14 protein-coding genes are annotated in these 16,591 nt (G+C 37.5%); 6 read left to right on the top strand and 8 right to left on the bottom strand.

Features of this window, described 5'->3' with window-relative positions:
• Nucleotides 1–27: 27 nt before the first annotated feature.
• A complete protein-coding gene (locus AAHB15_RS16110; protein WP_335572112.1) occupies nucleotides 28–519 on the bottom strand; it encodes a divergent PAP2 family protein in 492 nt (163 codons plus the stop codon).
• Nucleotides 520–604: 85 nt separating this feature from the next.
• On the opposite strand from AAHB15_RS16110, the gene sspL reads away from it, so the two are divergent.
• Nucleotides 605–745, top strand: a complete 141-nt coding sequence (gene sspL, locus AAHB15_RS16105; RefSeq protein ID WP_098530465.1) for a small, acid-soluble spore protein L — start codon at nucleotides 605–607, stop codon at nucleotides 743–745.
• Nucleotides 746–806: 61 nt separating this feature from the next.
• On the opposite strand, the gene AAHB15_RS16100 is transcribed toward sspL, so the two are convergent.
• The 5 genes from AAHB15_RS16100 to AAHB15_RS16080 form a co-directional block, all read right to left on the bottom strand.
• A complete protein-coding gene (locus AAHB15_RS16100) occupies nucleotides 807–1,700 on the bottom strand; it encodes a 5'-3' exonuclease (RefSeq protein WP_335572111.1) in 894 nt (297 codons plus the stop codon).
• 62 nt (nucleotides 1,701–1,762) lie between these two features.
• The gene (locus tag AAHB15_RS16095; RefSeq protein ID WP_342042796.1) at nucleotides 1,763–2,593 is read right to left on the bottom strand and encodes a sulfurtransferase; all 831 of its coding nucleotides are present in this window, start codon (nucleotides 2,591–2,593) and stop codon (nucleotides 1,763–1,765) included.
• 16 nt (nucleotides 2,594–2,609) lie between these two features.
• A complete protein-coding gene (locus AAHB15_RS16090) occupies nucleotides 2,610–6,257 on the bottom strand; it encodes a dynamin family protein (RefSeq protein ID WP_342042795.1) in 3,648 nt (1,215 codons plus the stop codon).
• Between the two features lie 326 nt (nucleotides 6,258–6,583).
• Nucleotides 6,584–7,153: an isoprenylcysteine carboxyl methyltransferase family protein gene (locus tag AAHB15_RS16085; RefSeq protein WP_335572108.1), complete on the bottom strand. Its 570-nt coding sequence runs from the start codon at nucleotides 7,151–7,153 to the stop codon at nucleotides 6,584–6,586.
• Nucleotides 7,154–8,242: a type III polyketide synthase gene (locus tag AAHB15_RS16080; RefSeq protein ID WP_335572107.1), complete on the bottom strand. Its 1,089-nt coding sequence runs from the start codon at nucleotides 8,240–8,242 to the stop codon at nucleotides 7,154–7,156.
• A 675-nt stretch (nucleotides 8,243–8,917) separates the two neighbouring features.
• Here AAHB15_RS16080 and AAHB15_RS16075 point away from each other — a divergent pair.
• From AAHB15_RS16075 to AAHB15_RS16065, 3 genes are read left to right on the top strand one after another with little or no spacing between them, the layout of a single operon-like run.
• A complete protein-coding gene (locus tag AAHB15_RS16075) occupies nucleotides 8,918–9,067 on the top strand; it encodes a cytochrome c oxidase subunit 2A (protein WP_098530459.1) in 150 nt (49 codons plus the stop codon).
• 22 nt (nucleotides 9,068–9,089) lie between these two features.
• Nucleotides 9,090–9,566: a cytochrome c oxidase subunit II gene (locus AAHB15_RS16070; protein WP_098530458.1), complete on the top strand. Its 477-nt coding sequence runs from the start codon at nucleotides 9,090–9,092 to the stop codon at nucleotides 9,564–9,566.
• Complete coding sequence (locus AAHB15_RS16065; RefSeq protein ID WP_335575190.1) at nucleotides 9,566–11,230, top strand: b(o/a)3-type cytochrome-c oxidase subunit 1; 1,665 nt, start codon at nucleotides 9,566–9,568, stop codon at nucleotides 11,228–11,230. Before AAHB15_RS16070 ends, AAHB15_RS16065 begins: the two co-directional genes overlap by 1 nt.
• A 54-nt stretch (nucleotides 11,231–11,284) precedes the next feature.
• On the opposite strand, the gene AAHB15_RS16060 is transcribed toward AAHB15_RS16065, so the two are convergent.
• On the bottom strand, nucleotides 11,285–12,790 hold the full coding sequence (locus tag AAHB15_RS16060) for a carboxypeptidase M32 (RefSeq protein ID WP_335575189.1): 1,506 nt from the start codon (nucleotides 12,788–12,790) through the stop codon (nucleotides 11,285–11,287).
• 327 nt (nucleotides 12,791–13,117) lie between these two features.
• On the opposite strand from AAHB15_RS16060, the gene AAHB15_RS16055 reads away from it, so the two are divergent.
• Nucleotides 13,118–13,270, top strand: a complete 153-nt coding sequence (locus AAHB15_RS16055) for a hypothetical protein (RefSeq protein ID WP_342042794.1) — start codon at nucleotides 13,118–13,120, stop codon at nucleotides 13,268–13,270.
• A gap of 18 nt (nucleotides 13,271–13,288) precedes the next feature.
• Here the strand turns inward: AAHB15_RS16055 and AAHB15_RS16050 are convergent, their stop codons facing one another.
• Entirely contained in the window at nucleotides 13,289–15,583 is a 2,295-nt protein-coding gene (locus AAHB15_RS16050) for a nitric-oxide reductase large subunit (RefSeq protein WP_446715872.1), read from the bottom strand.
• Nucleotides 15,584–15,864: 281 nt separating this feature from the next.
• On the opposite strand from AAHB15_RS16050, the gene AAHB15_RS16045 reads away from it, so the two are divergent.
• Complete coding sequence (locus AAHB15_RS16045) at nucleotides 15,865–16,557, top strand: Crp/Fnr family transcriptional regulator (RefSeq protein ID WP_335575187.1); 693 nt, start codon at nucleotides 15,865–15,867, stop codon at nucleotides 16,555–16,557.
• Nucleotides 16,558–16,591 lie beyond the last annotated feature (34 nt).

The following is a 16,591-nucleotide window of genomic DNA, read 5'->3' as shown; positions in this document are numbered from 1 at the left end:
ACCAATCCTCTCCCACACATATGACAGTTAAAATTTTAACTTAAATTTTGACAATTTTCTATCCTTTTTTGTACAAAGATGACCGATGACACCAACTAATACTCCTAACACGGCCCCTCCCACTACTTCTTCTGGCTGGTGACCTAACATTTCTTTCAGCTTTTTTGGGGCCTCTTGTTTATATTCCAGACTTTCTTCTTTTTGAATTTTCTCAATTAAATCATTCATTGAATTTACTTTTAGAGTAAGTTCTCCCGTCTGCCTCCGTACCCCTTGCGCATCATACATAACAATTAAGCCGTAGACAAGCGAAAGGGCAAAGTCAAAAGTTGTCAAACCCCTTTGCAGTGCAATATACGTAGTCAAAGTGGAAACACCAGCGGAATGGGAACTTGGCATTCCGCCTGTTCCAAAAAATAAGTCAGGCCGCCATTCTTTCTTTTTAAAATAATGGATGGGAATCTTAACACCTTGGGCAAGACCAATGCTAAAAAGGGCTAAATAAACACCTTTGTTCATCATATCACCTCTACCCATTATTGTTCAGAAAGTGGTGTTTTATTATTCCTAGTGGAAATACTAAAAAAGTGGGAGGTGAAGTGTTTTGACTAAAAAAGGCAACGCTAGTCGAGGAGTGAAAGCTCCGAGCGTAAATCCGCAGGGATATGGGCAGGATGCAGAAATGACCGAGGATCCAAAAAGCAAGTTAGAAAATAGAGCAAAGAAAAGTAATACTAAAATATAACATTTGCACTGTTTACGGGTAATAAAGAAGGGTGTCCCAACGTGTGGAACACCCTTTATACTTAGGAAATAATCGCCTCATCAAGCGGAAGCAGCCGCTGAATACCTCGAAGTTCGACTTCCTTCAATTTATTTAATGCCCTTTCCCTTGGAATGGACAATCCAGCCTGGTCAAGTTGACATGTTACGGGAACATCGCATTTTATTTCGGCTAAGGTCCTAGACAAATGGAGCATATCTAAATCCTGCTCTATTTTTGATTTATGGGATTTTGATAAGCGGTCGAGATTAGAAATAATTCCCTCTACATGTTCGAACTCTTTTAAAAGCTTAAGAGCTGTTTTTTCACCAATCCCTTTAACCCCAGGGTAATTATCGCTAGGATCACCCATGAGAGCCTTTAAATCAATCATCTGTCTTGGCATGATCCCCTTATCTTCAAAGAAGGTTTGCGGTGTATGAACTAGATAATTACCATATCCCTTTTTGAGTAATATAACCGAAATATCCTCATCTAAAAGCTGGAGAATATCCTGGTCACCCGTTAAAATCGATACATGTGCAGTACCCTTCATTTGCTGTGCAATCGTACCTATGCAATCATCGGCCTCATACCCTGCCAAACCAATATTAGGAATATCAAAGGACTCAACAACCTCTTTCACTAAATCAAATTGTGGAATAAGCTCAATCGGCGCCTCGCCCCGATTACCCTTATAATCAGCAAATATTTCTGTTCGAAAGGTTTTGCTCCCCATATCCCAGCATACAGCAAGGTGTGTCGGGTTAAATGAGGATACAGCCGTAAATAAATGTTTAACGAAACCATGGATTCCATTAGTCGGAATTCCTTTTGAATTTATCATAAATTGGCCTGTTACCGCAGTAGCGTAAAAAGCACGGAATAGTAAGGCCATACCATCAACGAGCATTAGTGAAGGCTTTTGATTTTCCAATTTTTTAGTCCTCCTCTTGGTATACTAAAAAACAGCACGTCTACCATTATACCATAAGAAGACTAGGATGATGATTCAATTTTATTTTCTTCATACGAAATCCAGTCGCTAAAGCTTCCCACATACAGCTTCACGTTTTTAAATCCCGCTTGCTTTAGTGCGAGGAAATTGGGGACAGCCGTTACCCCAGAGCCGCAATACACGATAATCGGCTGGTTTAAGTCAAGATCAGAGAATCGCTGCATTTGTACAGAATTTGGCAAATAACGGCCTCCTCGTAATCCTTCCATCCATGGTTTATTAAGTGCACCCGGAATATGCCCTGCTTTTTTATCTATCGGTTCTTCTAAACCAAGGTAGCGTTTGGCTTCACGGGAATCAATTAAAACCTTGTCTTGTTTGGCAACCGCAGCTTTCACCTCTTCATATATTGCAAGTAACTCAGACCGCAAACTCAAGCGAAAATCTTCCCTTTTAAAGGTTGGAATATCTGCGGTTACAGGAAAATCTGCTTTCAGCCAGTTTTTGAAGCCACCATCCAATACATACACATTTTCGTGGCCGAGATATTTCAATAGCCACCAAAAACGAGCTGCAAAAGCGCCTTCCCCATCATCATAAGCAATGACTGTAATTTCATGATTGATACCTGCATTTTCAAGCTTATTGACAAAGACATCAACATCTGGCAAGGGATGGCGTCCACCATGATCACCGACAGTTCCTGATAAATCTTGTTCTAAATCAAAGTAGACCGCCCCAGGCAGGTGACTTTGCAGATAATTAATTTTTCCTTTTTGTGGTTCAGCTAAAGAAAAACGGCAATCTACAATTTTTACATTCACATCATTTAAATGTTTCAATAACCATTCACTGTCTTTTACATATTTCATGCCTTTCGCCTCCCATTTATTCCGAAAGCTTATGCTCTATTCCCAGTAAAAGATCAACGGAAACTCCTCCGTCTAAGGTAGAAAGCAGGCTTAAGTAAAACTCCTCAGTCTGTTCATCTATTTTATTTATTAGTTGACTGAAATTATCCTTCAGTTCTGAATCATAATGTTGATTTAATCGGGCCGCTTCATCCTTTAGATAATCATCTGCAAGTGCATTCAGTATATGATACAACTCATCACTCATTAACTTTTTCTCATTTTTCTCAAAAAAGGACTTAGGATTTTTAAAATGGGATAGTGCTTTACTAAACTGCTGCTGATTTACGTTCTTAAAAGCTATCGGGAAATCAATTTTATTACTTTCCTTTTTTTCAAACATTGAAAAAGAAAGATCTTGGTTTATTTCAAGTAAATTCCGAGAAAGTCGTTCTTGATAATCCCTAAACAAATTGTCAATAAACCGATCTAATCTTACAGTTGTAGCCCTAAGTTCTTGGGCAAAATCAAAGCCAAAACTCTCAAGAAATTCATCAAGTCCTGCATGCAGAGCCTTTTTCAAGTTACGGCCATCATCCCTTAAAGTAGATGGGTTAAATGCCTCCTTAAAGAAATCACCAAACCGTAAGAAGACTCTTTGCTTAATATAAAAAATTAATTCTTCTGCTTCTTGGATCAATCGATTTTGTAAAGAAGCAACAGTTTCGTTGTTAAGAATAATCCTAACCTTTGCTTGTTGCTTTTCAATTTCTGCTCGTTTTTGTGCTTTTATGGACTGGTCTTGTTGAGAATTCTGAATAAGTGTCTTTACCAATTCATGAACCCTTGTTAATTCATTTTCTGCCGAAGAAATCGCCATTTCTGTAAGGTCATTAGAAATAAAATGATAAAATGCCTGCTCAAATGGTTTCATACCAGAGATCACATTTAAATCGGGATTGTTTTTTTCCTTTAATGCCAAAAGACTAGATAAGGAATATAGATGAGGATTTCTTACCCCATACTTAATTAAATGTTCCTCAACATAATCGACAACGGAATCCTTTTCTTCCCCATTTTCAGCCAGGTCAATCGCGTTAATGATAAAGAACATCTTATCCATTTGAAACGATTCCTTTACACGTCCAAGCTGTATTAAAAATTCGCGGTCCGCTTTAGAAAAAGCATGATTATAATAGGTCACAAAAAGAATCGCATCTGAATTTTTAATGTAATCAAAAGCTACACCAGTATGTCTGGCATTAATGGAATCTGCCCCAGGCGTATCGACAAGAGTAATTCCCTTTCGTGTCAGATCACAATCATAGTAAAGCTCAATCCATTCCACGTAACATGATTTTTCTTCCTGTGCGACAAACTCATGAAAGTCAGCTAAATCTGTTGTCTTAATCGTACCAAGTAATGGAACGAAGGAGTGATAGCCCTTTTTAAATGCATATAAAAAGGTTATATGTGTCTTTTCTAATACCCCTTGACCTGACTCGAGATTAATTTGATCGATTATGTTTATAGCATCTGAAAAACTATCTGCATGGAGGTCAAAAAACTTTAAAGAGCGATTAATATCATCAAGCAGTGTATTTGACTCTTTAAACTTCACTAAAACGGTGCCATGCGGATATTCGGCAGTGACAGGCTTAATTTTGTTAATTGCCGCTGTGGTTGGGTTTGGAGAAACAGGCAGGACCTTCTCTCCCATCAAGGCATTGGCGAAAGAGGATTTACCAGCACTAAACGCGCCAAATAGTGCGACTGTAAACCCCTTATTAGCCAGCCTATCAGCCTTTTCGGTTAATTCTTTTGATATTTTATGAAAACCGGGCAGGTCCTTTATAAGGTTTGATGCTCGTTTAAGTTTTGCTGTTGTTAGCTGTAAGAGATCACCTGTTAGTTCTCTCACAGATTTAATCTCTGTCTTAAGTGCTTTGGTTTCCCTTGTTTTTTCGGGTTTTGCTTTCACCTTATTGACTTCCCCAAGGGAGTTAACTACTTCGTACTCTTCTTCTTCATCACTAAAAAGCTGGTATATATCCTCCTGTAAGGCTTTCGTATTTGCTAACAGTTCATTTAGTAAATTTTCTCGATGTAAATTTGCTTGTTCATGCTTTTTCAGCTCATCTAATGCATTAACATACTTTTCAATCTTTTGGAATTCTCGTTCATATTTTTCGATTATGTTAGCACTATGTTCTTTTAAAGCTTCCATTAATTTTTCTTTGAAATCTGTTAATTGGGTCCGAGCAACTCTCTTAATCTCATTCGCCACGTCTTCTGTATAATGAAGCACATAATCCCCGGTAACACGAGCCCCCTGCTTAACTGTATTCCTTAATAAATCCATTGATACTGCTATAGAAAAAGACTGTGCTAATCCTTGGAGTTCAGGTTTGTCAAGTTCTGTTACCTTTAAGATAGACAGTAAAAATTCCCGTAAATGCCACTCAAGCTGAGTTCTAGTTTTCTCAAGCAAATCATTATAAAAACTGGTTAACCTTTTATTCCGCTCTTCTTCGGTTTTCTGTTTCGAAAATAAAAAACCAACTTTAAAATCCTTTTGACAACTTTCCAAATACTTTTCAGCTAATTCTCTTGTTTGAAATGGCATAAGGTAGGAATTTTTCATGATTTGGGCAATTTCTAAATCAAATTCCTTTTCTTTTTCTAAAGGTACATCTTTAACTTTATTAAGATCGGATACAAGTGTTTGAAAGTTTATTAATAAATCTTCTTTCTGCTTATCTGGTAGTTCATTCAGTACTTCGAGTGAAGAGGCAATTTCTTCTGCCTCCTGCTTATTTACAAACCTTAAATGGTCAAAGGCAATTTTCTTTAATGAATGGAAAATAGATGGAACGATCAGTTCGTCTTTCTCGGCCAATTTATCAGCAATAAATTCTTGTAATTCTTGAAACTGGTTAAATTGATGTCTTTTATCTTTTAAAGAGGTATAAAAGATCCTTGCTGGTTTCACACCCCAAGAGGCAAATGAATCTACAACACTCTTTTGAAAAGCTTGAAAAGTTAATTCCTCATCTTTATGTTTATCAATTTGATTGATAACGAGGTATACCTCTTTACCTGCCTCCGTTAACTCCTTTGTAAATAAGAAATTCAATTCAGCTTGGACATGATTGTAGTCCATGACATAAAAAATGACATCGGCTAGGTGGATAGCGGATTCTGTAGCGATCCGATGAGCATCATCAGCTGAATCTATCCCTGGTGTATCCAATATCATTGTATTGGACGGTAATCTAGTGTCGCTATGGCTGATTTCTACTTCCTCGATTTTGTCGCCGTCTTTACAATAATTTTTGACTAAATCATAATCATAGGGAGCTAAATAAAGCCTTGGTTTTTCATTTTTAAAATATACTTTTGCATAATCCTCACCAGATTTTACTTTTACCAAGTTTGCACTTGTTGGAATGGGGCTTGATGGAAGCAGATTTTCCCCAACCACCTGATTGATCATTGTCGATTTCCCAGCTGAAAAATGGCCGCAAAAAGCAATCGAATACTCTCGATTCTCTAACTTTCTTGCGAGCTGTTTTACCTTTTCAGCTTGGACTTGATCGTGCTGATTTCTTAAATATTCATATACCGAAACCATTTTGCTTTTAAGTGTAAGAAAAGTGTCTTCCCGTCTAGCTGTTTGCACCATTGATATTCCCCTTAGCATCGTAGTAATATTTTTTATTTTATACGATAATTCAAATATTTCCTATAATGCACACTCCATTTGGGGTGAAAATTTTTAATCAAAACAAAAGCCAAGGATTTCTCCCTGGCTTTTGAAATAATTTATTGAGTTACATTTTTCAAGACGTGCTTCATGACAAATGCATATATAATCACCGTTCCACCAACAAAAGCAAAAGTCATTTTTTACACCTTCCTTGTTAGAATCATCTGAGAATGATTTTCATTATTATCGTTATTTTAACATGGGTGATAATGATTTTCAATAACAATAGGCAATTGTCACAATTATTTAACAATCTTTGGGATAAAACGGTGACAGTCTCGAAAGGTGACATCATACTCAGTTAATGTTTTAAGAGCTTTTTCTTCAGTCGGGATTCGAATCATTAGGATTATGATGTTTAAGACTGTAAAAAGAATGGCTGTAAAGTAAGAGCTAAACAGCATCGGAACAGCAAACAACTCCAGTGCGACCACCATGTAATTGGGATGTTTTAAATAACGGTATGGTCCTTTCCTCACGATCTTTGCGTTTGATAAAACAAGTATTTTTGTGTTCCAAAATCTTCCTAGTGAAGTGATTACCCATATTCTCACAACCTGTGCAAGAGCAAATAAACTTAATAACACAGGCCATAAAGGTGAAATCCCTCGCTTAAGTAGTAACGTTTCAGTCAATAAGGATATAAAAAACATCATATGTATGAGAACCATAAACTTATAGTGCTTCTCTCCGAATTCAACTGCACCTTGCTGTTTCATCCATATCTCATTCCTTTTGGCAACAAAAAGTTCGACGACCCGTTGAACGACGATAAAAGTTATTAACAAAACTAACGGAGTCATGACTATCATTTATTGCCACCTCAAAAGAAGTAATTCTGAGCTAAATCCCGGGCCAAGGGCTGTTGCAAGTCCTAAATCACCTACAGCTACATCACGCTCCATAAAACGCTTTAGCACATACAGAATAGTTGCTGAAGACATATTGCCATAATTCTTTAAAATATCTCGGGAGGTCTCATTCATTGAAGAAGGAATCTCTAATGATTTAACATAAGCGTCTAATACTTTTTTACCGCCAGGATGAGCAATAAAGTGGTTGATTTGGCAAAGCTCCAATTGCTGCTCTGTTAAAAAACCAATCACATTTGGTTTTAACCAAGCTTCAATAATGTGAGGAATATCTCGAGAAAAAATGACAAATAATCCTGTATTTCGTATGTCCCAACCCATCACATCTAAGGAATTAGGCATTAGTGTTGATTGAGTGGCTACAATGAATGGTACGGCTGCCTTTTTACTAAATGCGTCTTTTCTAACTTCATCACCTATCACCAACGCACAGGCGATACCATCGGCAAATAGTGATGTGCCGATTAAATTACTTTTTGAAAGGTCATTCTTTTGGAATGTCAAACTGCAGAGCTCAATTGATAGGACAAGTACCTTTGCCATAGGAAAGGCTGAACAGTATTCAAATGCCCTAGATAATCCTGCAGCCCCCCCGGCACAGCCCAATCCCCAAATTGGAATTCTTTTTATATGCGCATTAAAAGGCAAAAGATTAATAATCCTTGCATCTATACTTGGAGTCGAAAACCCTGTTGTCGAGATAAAGAAAATGGCGTCAATTTCTTCAAAGGAAATTTCTTCTTTAAGAAAGCTGTCATTTTGTAAGCATTTAACGATTGCCTCTCGGCCGAGAGCTACAGCGGATTCAATGTAGGCATTGTTTTTTTCTTCAAAGGTATGGCTCTCTTTAAACCATTCTAATCCTTGAACAAAGTGTCTTTTTTCAATTTGCCCGTTCTGAAAGGCTTTTAATAGCCTCTCAATATCCTTAAATGAGTCTGCAAAAAGCTCTCGAGCAAACGCAGATGCTTGATCTTGATTTACTTGGTAGGGTGGAATAACTTCAGAAACGGAAATAATGGCAGGCATTTATCTATCTCCTTCAGCATGGATAAGGCTATTTTTTCCGTTGAAGATGAAATTATTCCCAGTAGTTAAAGGCAAAAAAAAAGCTTCCCACTGCCGGGAAGCAAACGTTTTGAAGGTTGTTGCTGTGCATTTAAATTATATCGCGGTTTTGGATTTCCTTCATTAGATAAACTTTTCCAATTATATGTCCTTCAAGCATTCTCTCCTCTTCTATTTTTCTGACTGTTTTTGTACCTCTATTTTAATTTTGTTATTTGCCAATACACCACACACCTTGCAATACTCTTTTTCATCATATAATAGGCGACAGTTCTCACAATAATATTTCTCCAACATCATCACTCTTTTCCAATAAAATATAAGAATCTATCATTAGCTTATTTTTTAAATTCAAGAGTGTTACCTCGTTCTTTAAACAAGCACTCAAGTGTTTGTAAAATAATATCAATTACATATATCACATGAGTATTTAACGTGTTCACAGTTTATTCATATTTACAGATCGAGTTAGTGATATTAATCACTGTTGTATCAAGTTTTTACCATTAACATTGTAGTTAGATAAGGAATGAACTATTTGTGAACTTCGCAAATTCTTATTTTTCTTTCGCAATTGTTTTGTATTATGAAAGAGAGAAAGGATTCATTTAATTTTCTGAAGGGAGTGCTAGGGGGATGGCGAAGGCGGAACTGAAAACAAAACAAAAAACAGAAGTGGAAGATAGCTCTTCTCTTAAAGGGACATTAGCGTCCGTTTTCTTTTTGGGAGCGTTTATTATTGTTACTTGGGTAGGTGTCTATTATCTATTCGTCGAGCGTTTTTAACTGTTGGAAGGGGGAAGATATTATGCACATGCATAAATTTGAAAAAATCTGGTTGACCTTTGGTATTGGCTGCCTTGTCATTTTCCTATCGGTTGTTGGTGTCAGCGCTTTCTACCTAGGCAACAAACCGGCAAGTTGTTTAACTACGATTAATTCTGAAAAAGTTGATCAGACTAAGCCTTTTGATAAACCTGGTTTACATAAGGTGGAGGGAAAAGAATGGGACTATGAATTAGTCTTTGTAGCATCCACTTTCTCATATAATCCTGCACAGGTAAAAGTACCGCTCGGAGCGAAGGTGAAGGTTATTGCCACAACAAAGGATGTTATCCATGGCTTTGAAATGGCTGGTACGAATATAAATATGATGCTCGAGCCAGGGTATGTCAGTGAGTATACGACTACATTTGACAAAACAGGCGAATATTTAGTTGTTTGTAATGAATACTGTGGTTCAGGACACCACTTAATGAGTGCAAAGATTGAGGTGGTTAAATAATGGCTAACGATAAAGCTAAAGTAAAAGTAGACCCGCGTGATGCAATGCTTTCAATGGCACACTTTTTCGTTGCCTTTTCGGCACTTGCTCTTGGCGGATTAATGGGACTCCTGCAAACCCTTGTGAGATCCGGTAAATGGGAACTTCCTTGGGGAATTGATTATTATCAAATTTTGACGGTCCATGGTGTTTTAATGGGTCTTGTATTAACAACCTTTTTTATTATGGGATTTCAATATGCTGCTGTAAGCAGAACAACCGGTGGTCATTCAAATGCTGCGAGACGTACCGGCTGGGTTGGTTTTTGGGTGATGTTAGTTGGTACTCTAATGGCCGCAACAATGGTTTTACTAAAAGAAGCATCCGTTTTATATACTTTTTATGCACCTCTTAAAGCACACTGGATTTTTTACTTAGGTTTAACCTTTGTTGTAGTAGGAAGCTGGGTTGACGGTGCAGCGCAAATCATGACTTATGCCAGATGGCGCAAAAATAATCCAGGAAAACCAAGTCCATTATTAAGCTTTATGGCTGTCATCAATACAGTCCTTTGGATTGTTGCTACATTAGGTGTTGCTGCAACAGTTTTATTCCAGCTGCTGCCTTGGTCACTGGGATTAGTTGACACTGTTGATGTTTTAGTCAGCCGTACATTATTCTGGTACTTCGGTCACCCATTAGTTTATTTCTGGCTCCTTCCTGCGTATATGTGCTGGTATGCTATTATCCCAAAAGTAATTGGAGGAAAAATTTTCTCAGATTCGTTAGCACGACTTTCGTTTATTTTGTTTTTACTATTCTCCATTCCAGTTGGGTTTCACCATCAATTAACAGAGCCAGGTATTGATCCAGCTTGGAAGTTTTTACAGGTTATCTTAACATTTATGGTTATTATTCCATCTTTAATGACTGCCTTCTCATTATTTGCGACTTTTGAAAGGTATGGCCGCTCCAAAGGGGCAACTGGTCTTTTTGGCTGGTTTAAGGTACTGCCATGGCATGATGCCCGATTTACTGTTCCATTTATAGGCATGGCTTCATTTATACCAGCTGGTGCAGGCGGGATCATTAATGCCTCTAACCAAATGGACCAAGTTGTTCATAATACAATTTGGGTAACAGGTCACTTCCATTTAACGGCCGCAACATCTGTTGTATTAACTTTCTTTGGCATCTCTTATTGGCTGGTACCACATTTAACTGGACGTAAATTAACGAAGGCCATGAATAAATTGGGAATAATCCAGGCATGGGTTTGGTTTATCGGTATGGTATTCATGTCAGGGGCCATGCATATACAAGGTCTGCTAGGCGGACCAAGACGGTCTGCTTTCTCAACTTATGGTGGATCAAAGCAGGCAGCTGAGTGGATTCCTTACCAAATCGCTCAAGCAGTTGGCGGAACTATTTTATTCCTTGGGATTATCTTAGTCATCATTATCTTTGTTAATCTTGCTTTCTTTGCTCCTAAAGGAGAACAGGAATTTCCCGTGGCAGAAGCTGAAAATAGTGAGGAACAAGCCCCAATGGTATTTGAGAATTGGAAATTATGGCTTGGCATTACAGCAGCACTTATTCTATTTGCTTACACTATTCCGTTTATTGATATTATCCAGAACGCTCCTCCTGGTTCAAAGGGATTCCAAACTTGGGGTAAATGGTAACAGATCATTGGATTTTAACAGGCTCCAATCTTTGAGATTGGAGTCTGTTTATGGTCAATTTAGTTTGTAAACATCTGTATATTTTTTATATAGATAATCTATTAGGTAGTTTGGATTTAACCCTTCACCAGTAACATCCTTTAAAATCTCGATCGGTTTTTTTAATTTTCCGTATTGATGAATCTTTTCAGTCAACCATTCTTGAATAGGTAAAAGTTCTCCACTTTCCACCATGTGATTAAAATCGGCAAATTCCTCAAGCATTTTATGTTTAAATTGAGCTGCATATATATAGCCTAATGCATAGGACGGAAAATAACCAAAGCTGCCTCCGGCCCAGTGAACGTCCTGCAGGACTCCTTCTGCATTATTTTTCGGACGGATTCCAAGGTACTCTTCATATTTATTATTCCAGATTTCTGGTAAATCTTTTACCTCCAATTCACCATTGAATAACTCTTTTTCAATTTCATAGCGAATCATTACATGGAGCGGATAGGTTAATTCATCTGCCTCAATTCGAATGAAGGATGGTTTTGACTCATTGATAGCTCGATAGAAGTCCTCCAGTTCTACTCCATCAAACTGGCCATTTGCTGCATATTGCTTCAAAAGTTCAAAGTTGTTTTTCCAAAAAGAATAGCTTCTGCCTAAAATATTTTCATAGAAAAGGGATTGTGACTCATGGATGCCCATTGAGGTTCCAGTACAAAGCGGTGTACCAATCAAATCTTTTGAGATATTTTGTTCATATAATGCGTGCCCACCTTCGTGAATAGTACCAAAAATGGCGGTTCGGAAATCATTTTCATTATAATTTGTGGTAACACGGACATCACCCGGATTGAGTCCGGTCGCAAAAGGATGGACTGTTTCATCCAATCTCCCTGCATTAAAGTTATAACCCATTTTTTCTAGAATTTTTAAACTAACTTCCCGTTGTAACTCCTTTGGAAACTTTTCAAATAGGAAATCGGTTTTTGGCTTATAGGGAGATTTAGAAACGGCTTTAACTAAGGGGACAATCTTGTCTTTAAGTTCATAAAATACCTGATCTAATACACTTACTGTCATCCCAGGTTCATACATATCTAATAACACATCATACTTATTTTCTTGATATCCCCAATAGCTGACAAATCTTTTTGTCTTATCTACCAGCTTTTCTAAGTAAGGACTATACAAAGCAAAATTATCGGTTTCTTTAGCCTCTTCCCAAACACTTTCAGCCTTTGATTGGAGGATGACATATTCTTTGTACTCTTCTTCTGGTACCTTTTTATTTCGTTCATACTCCCGTTTGCATTCTTGCAGAATTTTACTTGTCTTTTCTGAGAGTCGCTGTTTTGAAAGGGTAGCTATGTATGCTGCCATTTCCTCGGAAGTAGACATTTTAAATACTTCAGAAGAAAGCAGGCCAATTACTTCCGACCGCTGCTCAACCCCATGTTTTGGAGCGCCGGTTCTCAAATCCCAATAAATTAGTCCAAGTGCTTCATTATAAGCGGAGATTTTTTTTACAAAGTCTAAAAATTCCTTTTCTATTTGCTTCATATTCATATTAAAACCTCCCTACTCATTAGTTAAATTTTAACATAATATTATGAATAGCTGTCGTTGAAGTGGATAAAAAAACAACAGAATAACATATCTGTTGTTAAAAAGTAGAGATGTTTTTGGAAAATAATAGTACCGTTAAAGGGTATAAGTGAGGTTTTTAGACAAAAAACCCGTGTCCATTAACCATTTAAGGTTTATAACATTTGCACCTCCTAAAGTTTGTTTACTTCATTTTTATTATAGATGAAAAAAGTAAAATACTATTGTGCTGTTTATCACACCTTTTATAAAATTTTATTAATAATATGTGAAAAAGGGGCTTAAAACATGATGGAGCTGGTGGGTTGTTGTTGCAGTTGCAGGAAAGAGGTTTACTGTTTAGATGGTTTCTTAAATGGTGTCCATAGAGACAAAAAAGAAATCTATTGTTTTGAATGCTTTGAAAAACTCCAAAATGAAAAAGAAAATCCGCAAAGTTAGCTTTGCGGATTTTCTTTATTAATCTTCGTCCAGCGCTAAGTCCTTTACAGGAAGCTTTTCTCCCTCTTTGTGTGTTGGTTTACGCAAATGGAATAGTGCTCTAATACAGAATAACAACAATATCACAACCCCAATAAGGAAAATGGTGTCAGGCACCGCACGCAAGGTTAATAGTGTCTGGACAAGATCCTTTTGCAGGAAGGATGCTGAGCGGGATGCTGCATATCCATGATGGAAAGCTTCTTTTATTTGAATGAACCCGACAGGAAGTAAGGATAAGAAGACCATACCTGCCAATCCGACATTAAGCAAAATGCAGCTAACTTTAATCCATTTGTCATTCCAGAATTCAGGTTTGACAATATTACGCAGTGAGTACAGGAGAACAGCAATGGCAAACATTCCGTAACCCCCCATCATGGAACCATGACCATGTGCTGGCGTTAAGAATTGTCCGTGTTCAAAATAACTTACTGCCGGCAGATTGATTAGAAATCCCAGAACACCTGCGCCTACTAAGTTCCAAATTGCGACTGAAATTAAGAACCAGAATGTTCCTTTATAAGGGAAATCAATCCCGCCTTCTCGCATCATTTTATATTGTTCGTACGCTTCAAGAATCAATAATGTCAATGGAATAACTTCTAAGGCCGAGAAAACAGCCCCAAGACCAAGCCAAACCTCTGCGGAACCATTATAATAATAGTGGTGGCCAATCCCAATAACACCGCTGGCTAATAAAAGAATCAATTGGAAATACAACTGTCTAACTGTTGATTTTTTTGTTACAAGTCCTAACTGAACCATTAAGAATCCGATGACTACAACTGCAAATACTTCAAAGATTCCCTCTACCCATAAGTGGATGATCCACCAGCGCCAATAATCAGCAAACGTAAAGCTAGTTCCAGGATTAATAAACAAAGCAAAGATGTAGAAAGCAGGAACCGCTATGGCGGAGTAGAATAATAAATGAATGAGTCCACCCTTATCTTGTTCACGTTTAAGGCCGGCGCGAATACCACGATAAACGATAAACAGCCAGATCAGCATTCCGACAATAAGAATTAGCTGCCATATCCGTCCGAGTTCGATATATTCCCAGCCATTATGTCCAAGAAGGAACCAATTGTTGCCTAAATACCCATTGGCTCCAAGCCATTCTCCTGCCATACTGCCGACTACGAGAACAACGAGGGCCCAGAATAAGATATCAACTAAAAGACCTTGTTTCTTTGGCTCATAACCTCCCACCAAAGGTGCAACATAGATTCCCATTCCAAGCCAAGCGGTTGCAATCCAAAAAATGGCCAGCTGTAGATGATAGCCTTTGGTTATATTGAATGGAAGGATATCGTGTATCCACTTAATGCCAAAGAAACTATCCGGTTCAATGTAATAATGTGCAAGTAATGCACCAAACATACACTGCACAAAAAACAATGCAGAAACAATTACAAAATATTTTCCACTCTTTACTTGTGAGCTTGTCACAGGAATTTTCCTTAAATCGATTTTAGGGAAATGCCCTTCTTTATATGCTTCCTTCATCCCAAACTGATAACGGTAGAATACAAATAAAATAATTCCAACCATTAATACGAATAATGTGATGCTGGCCCCGCTCCACCAAACTGCAGAAAAGGACAGATGGTTTCCGGCATCTTCATAATATGGCCAGTTATTCGTGTACGTAATGGTATCGCCTTTACGTACTGTACTAGATAACCATGCAGTCCAAAAGAAGAAATCAGATATTTGTGTAATTTGGTCGCCTTTAGCAACATAAGCACGGTTGTTTTCCGGCATACCCGTTTCTTTAATTAAATTAGCCTTAAGCCCCCAGCCGTCTCCTTTTGTAAACACTTCTTGATAATGTTCTCTTACTTTCTTAAGGCCAAAAGCTTGAGCATTCGTTAATTTCATTGTATCTTTGGCACTGTCATAGCGATTTTTCCGCATCTCTTTTATCACATTCGTTTTGATAACCGTTTGTTGGTCTGCCGTTAGGGCTTTAAAATCTCTACCGTATTGTTCATTGGCTTTAAAATTCTGCATGCCCTCTGTATAAATTTTCAAGGCTTCAGCCGTATAATCTGGCCCCATATATGAACCATGTCCAAGCACTGTTCCGTAATCCATTAAACCATACTTTTGGAAAACGGCTTGGCCCCCCATTATCGACTCTTTTGTAAAAAGAACCTCACCCTTTTCATTTGTTACCTTTAATGGTCTTGGTGCCTGTTCCTTGAAAATCCAATAGCCTCCGGCAAGCAGGACAGTAAAGCTTAATAAAATAGTAACCAAACTGATTTTAATAAACCATTCCGATTGGTCTTTACCACTTTATTCAATGTTGTCCCCCGCTGTATTTCCATTTCTATTCATCCTCTCTTGTTTCATCACATTTCGTATTGTAACGTTGAAAGCTAACTTTTAAAGTGAAGTACCTCATCAACTCTTAGTGATTTTTTCCACACCAATGAGAATGGGTATCAATAATTTTAGCTACTATGATGGAGGTCACATAATTCCAAGGTAAACACTGCTAAAATGTAACTAATTAAGAGAATTACTTATTTGAGGTGAAATTAATGGAACATGAAGATATTGTAATAAGATTATCAAGAGTGCCGATTTTTAAAGAGTTATCAGCTAAAGAACTTGATCCGATTGTAAAAATTACCCAAACACGTTTTTATAAACATAAAATGTATGTCTTTATGCAGGATGACCCTCTTGATCGGGTGTTCTTTATTCACTCTGGTAAAATTAAAATCTATAAATCAGATTTTATGGGGAAGGAACAATTAATCTCTATTTTAGAACCAGGCGAAATGTTTCCTCATGCCGGTTTTTTTAGGAAGGGAAATTTCCCTGCGTATGCAGAAGTATTGGAGGATGCCCAGCTTATCGTAATTCCTATTGATGGGTTTGAAAAAATATTAATATCTTACCCGGAATTATGTATTAAACTCTTTAAGGTATTAGGCGAAAAGATTGCGGACTTGCAAGGAAGGCTAGAAGCGCAGGTACTTCATAATACTTATGAACAAATTATATTATTGCTTATCAGGTTATGTAAATCTAACGGGGAAAAGGTTGGAGGACTTTATAAATTAACTACTCAATTTACCAATCGTGAATTAGCCAATATGATTGGAACCTCAAGAGAGTCCGTCAGCAGAACGATTACTCAAGTGAAGAAGAAATCATTGGTTTCCCAGAATGAGAATGGGTTTTACTTAATAAATCGGGAAGCTCTTGAACAGGAATTATTCAATTAAAAAAGTAAGTGGAAGAAAACGTTCTTCCACTACT

Source organism: Bacillus sp. OTU2372 (assembly GCF_038440275.1).
Lineage (GTDB): Bacteria > Bacillota > Bacilli > Bacillales > Cytobacillaceae > Neobacillus > Neobacillus bataviensis_B.
The sequence above is the reverse complement of the archived record's forward strand: the minus strand, read 5'-3'. Positions and strand labels throughout refer to the sequence as shown.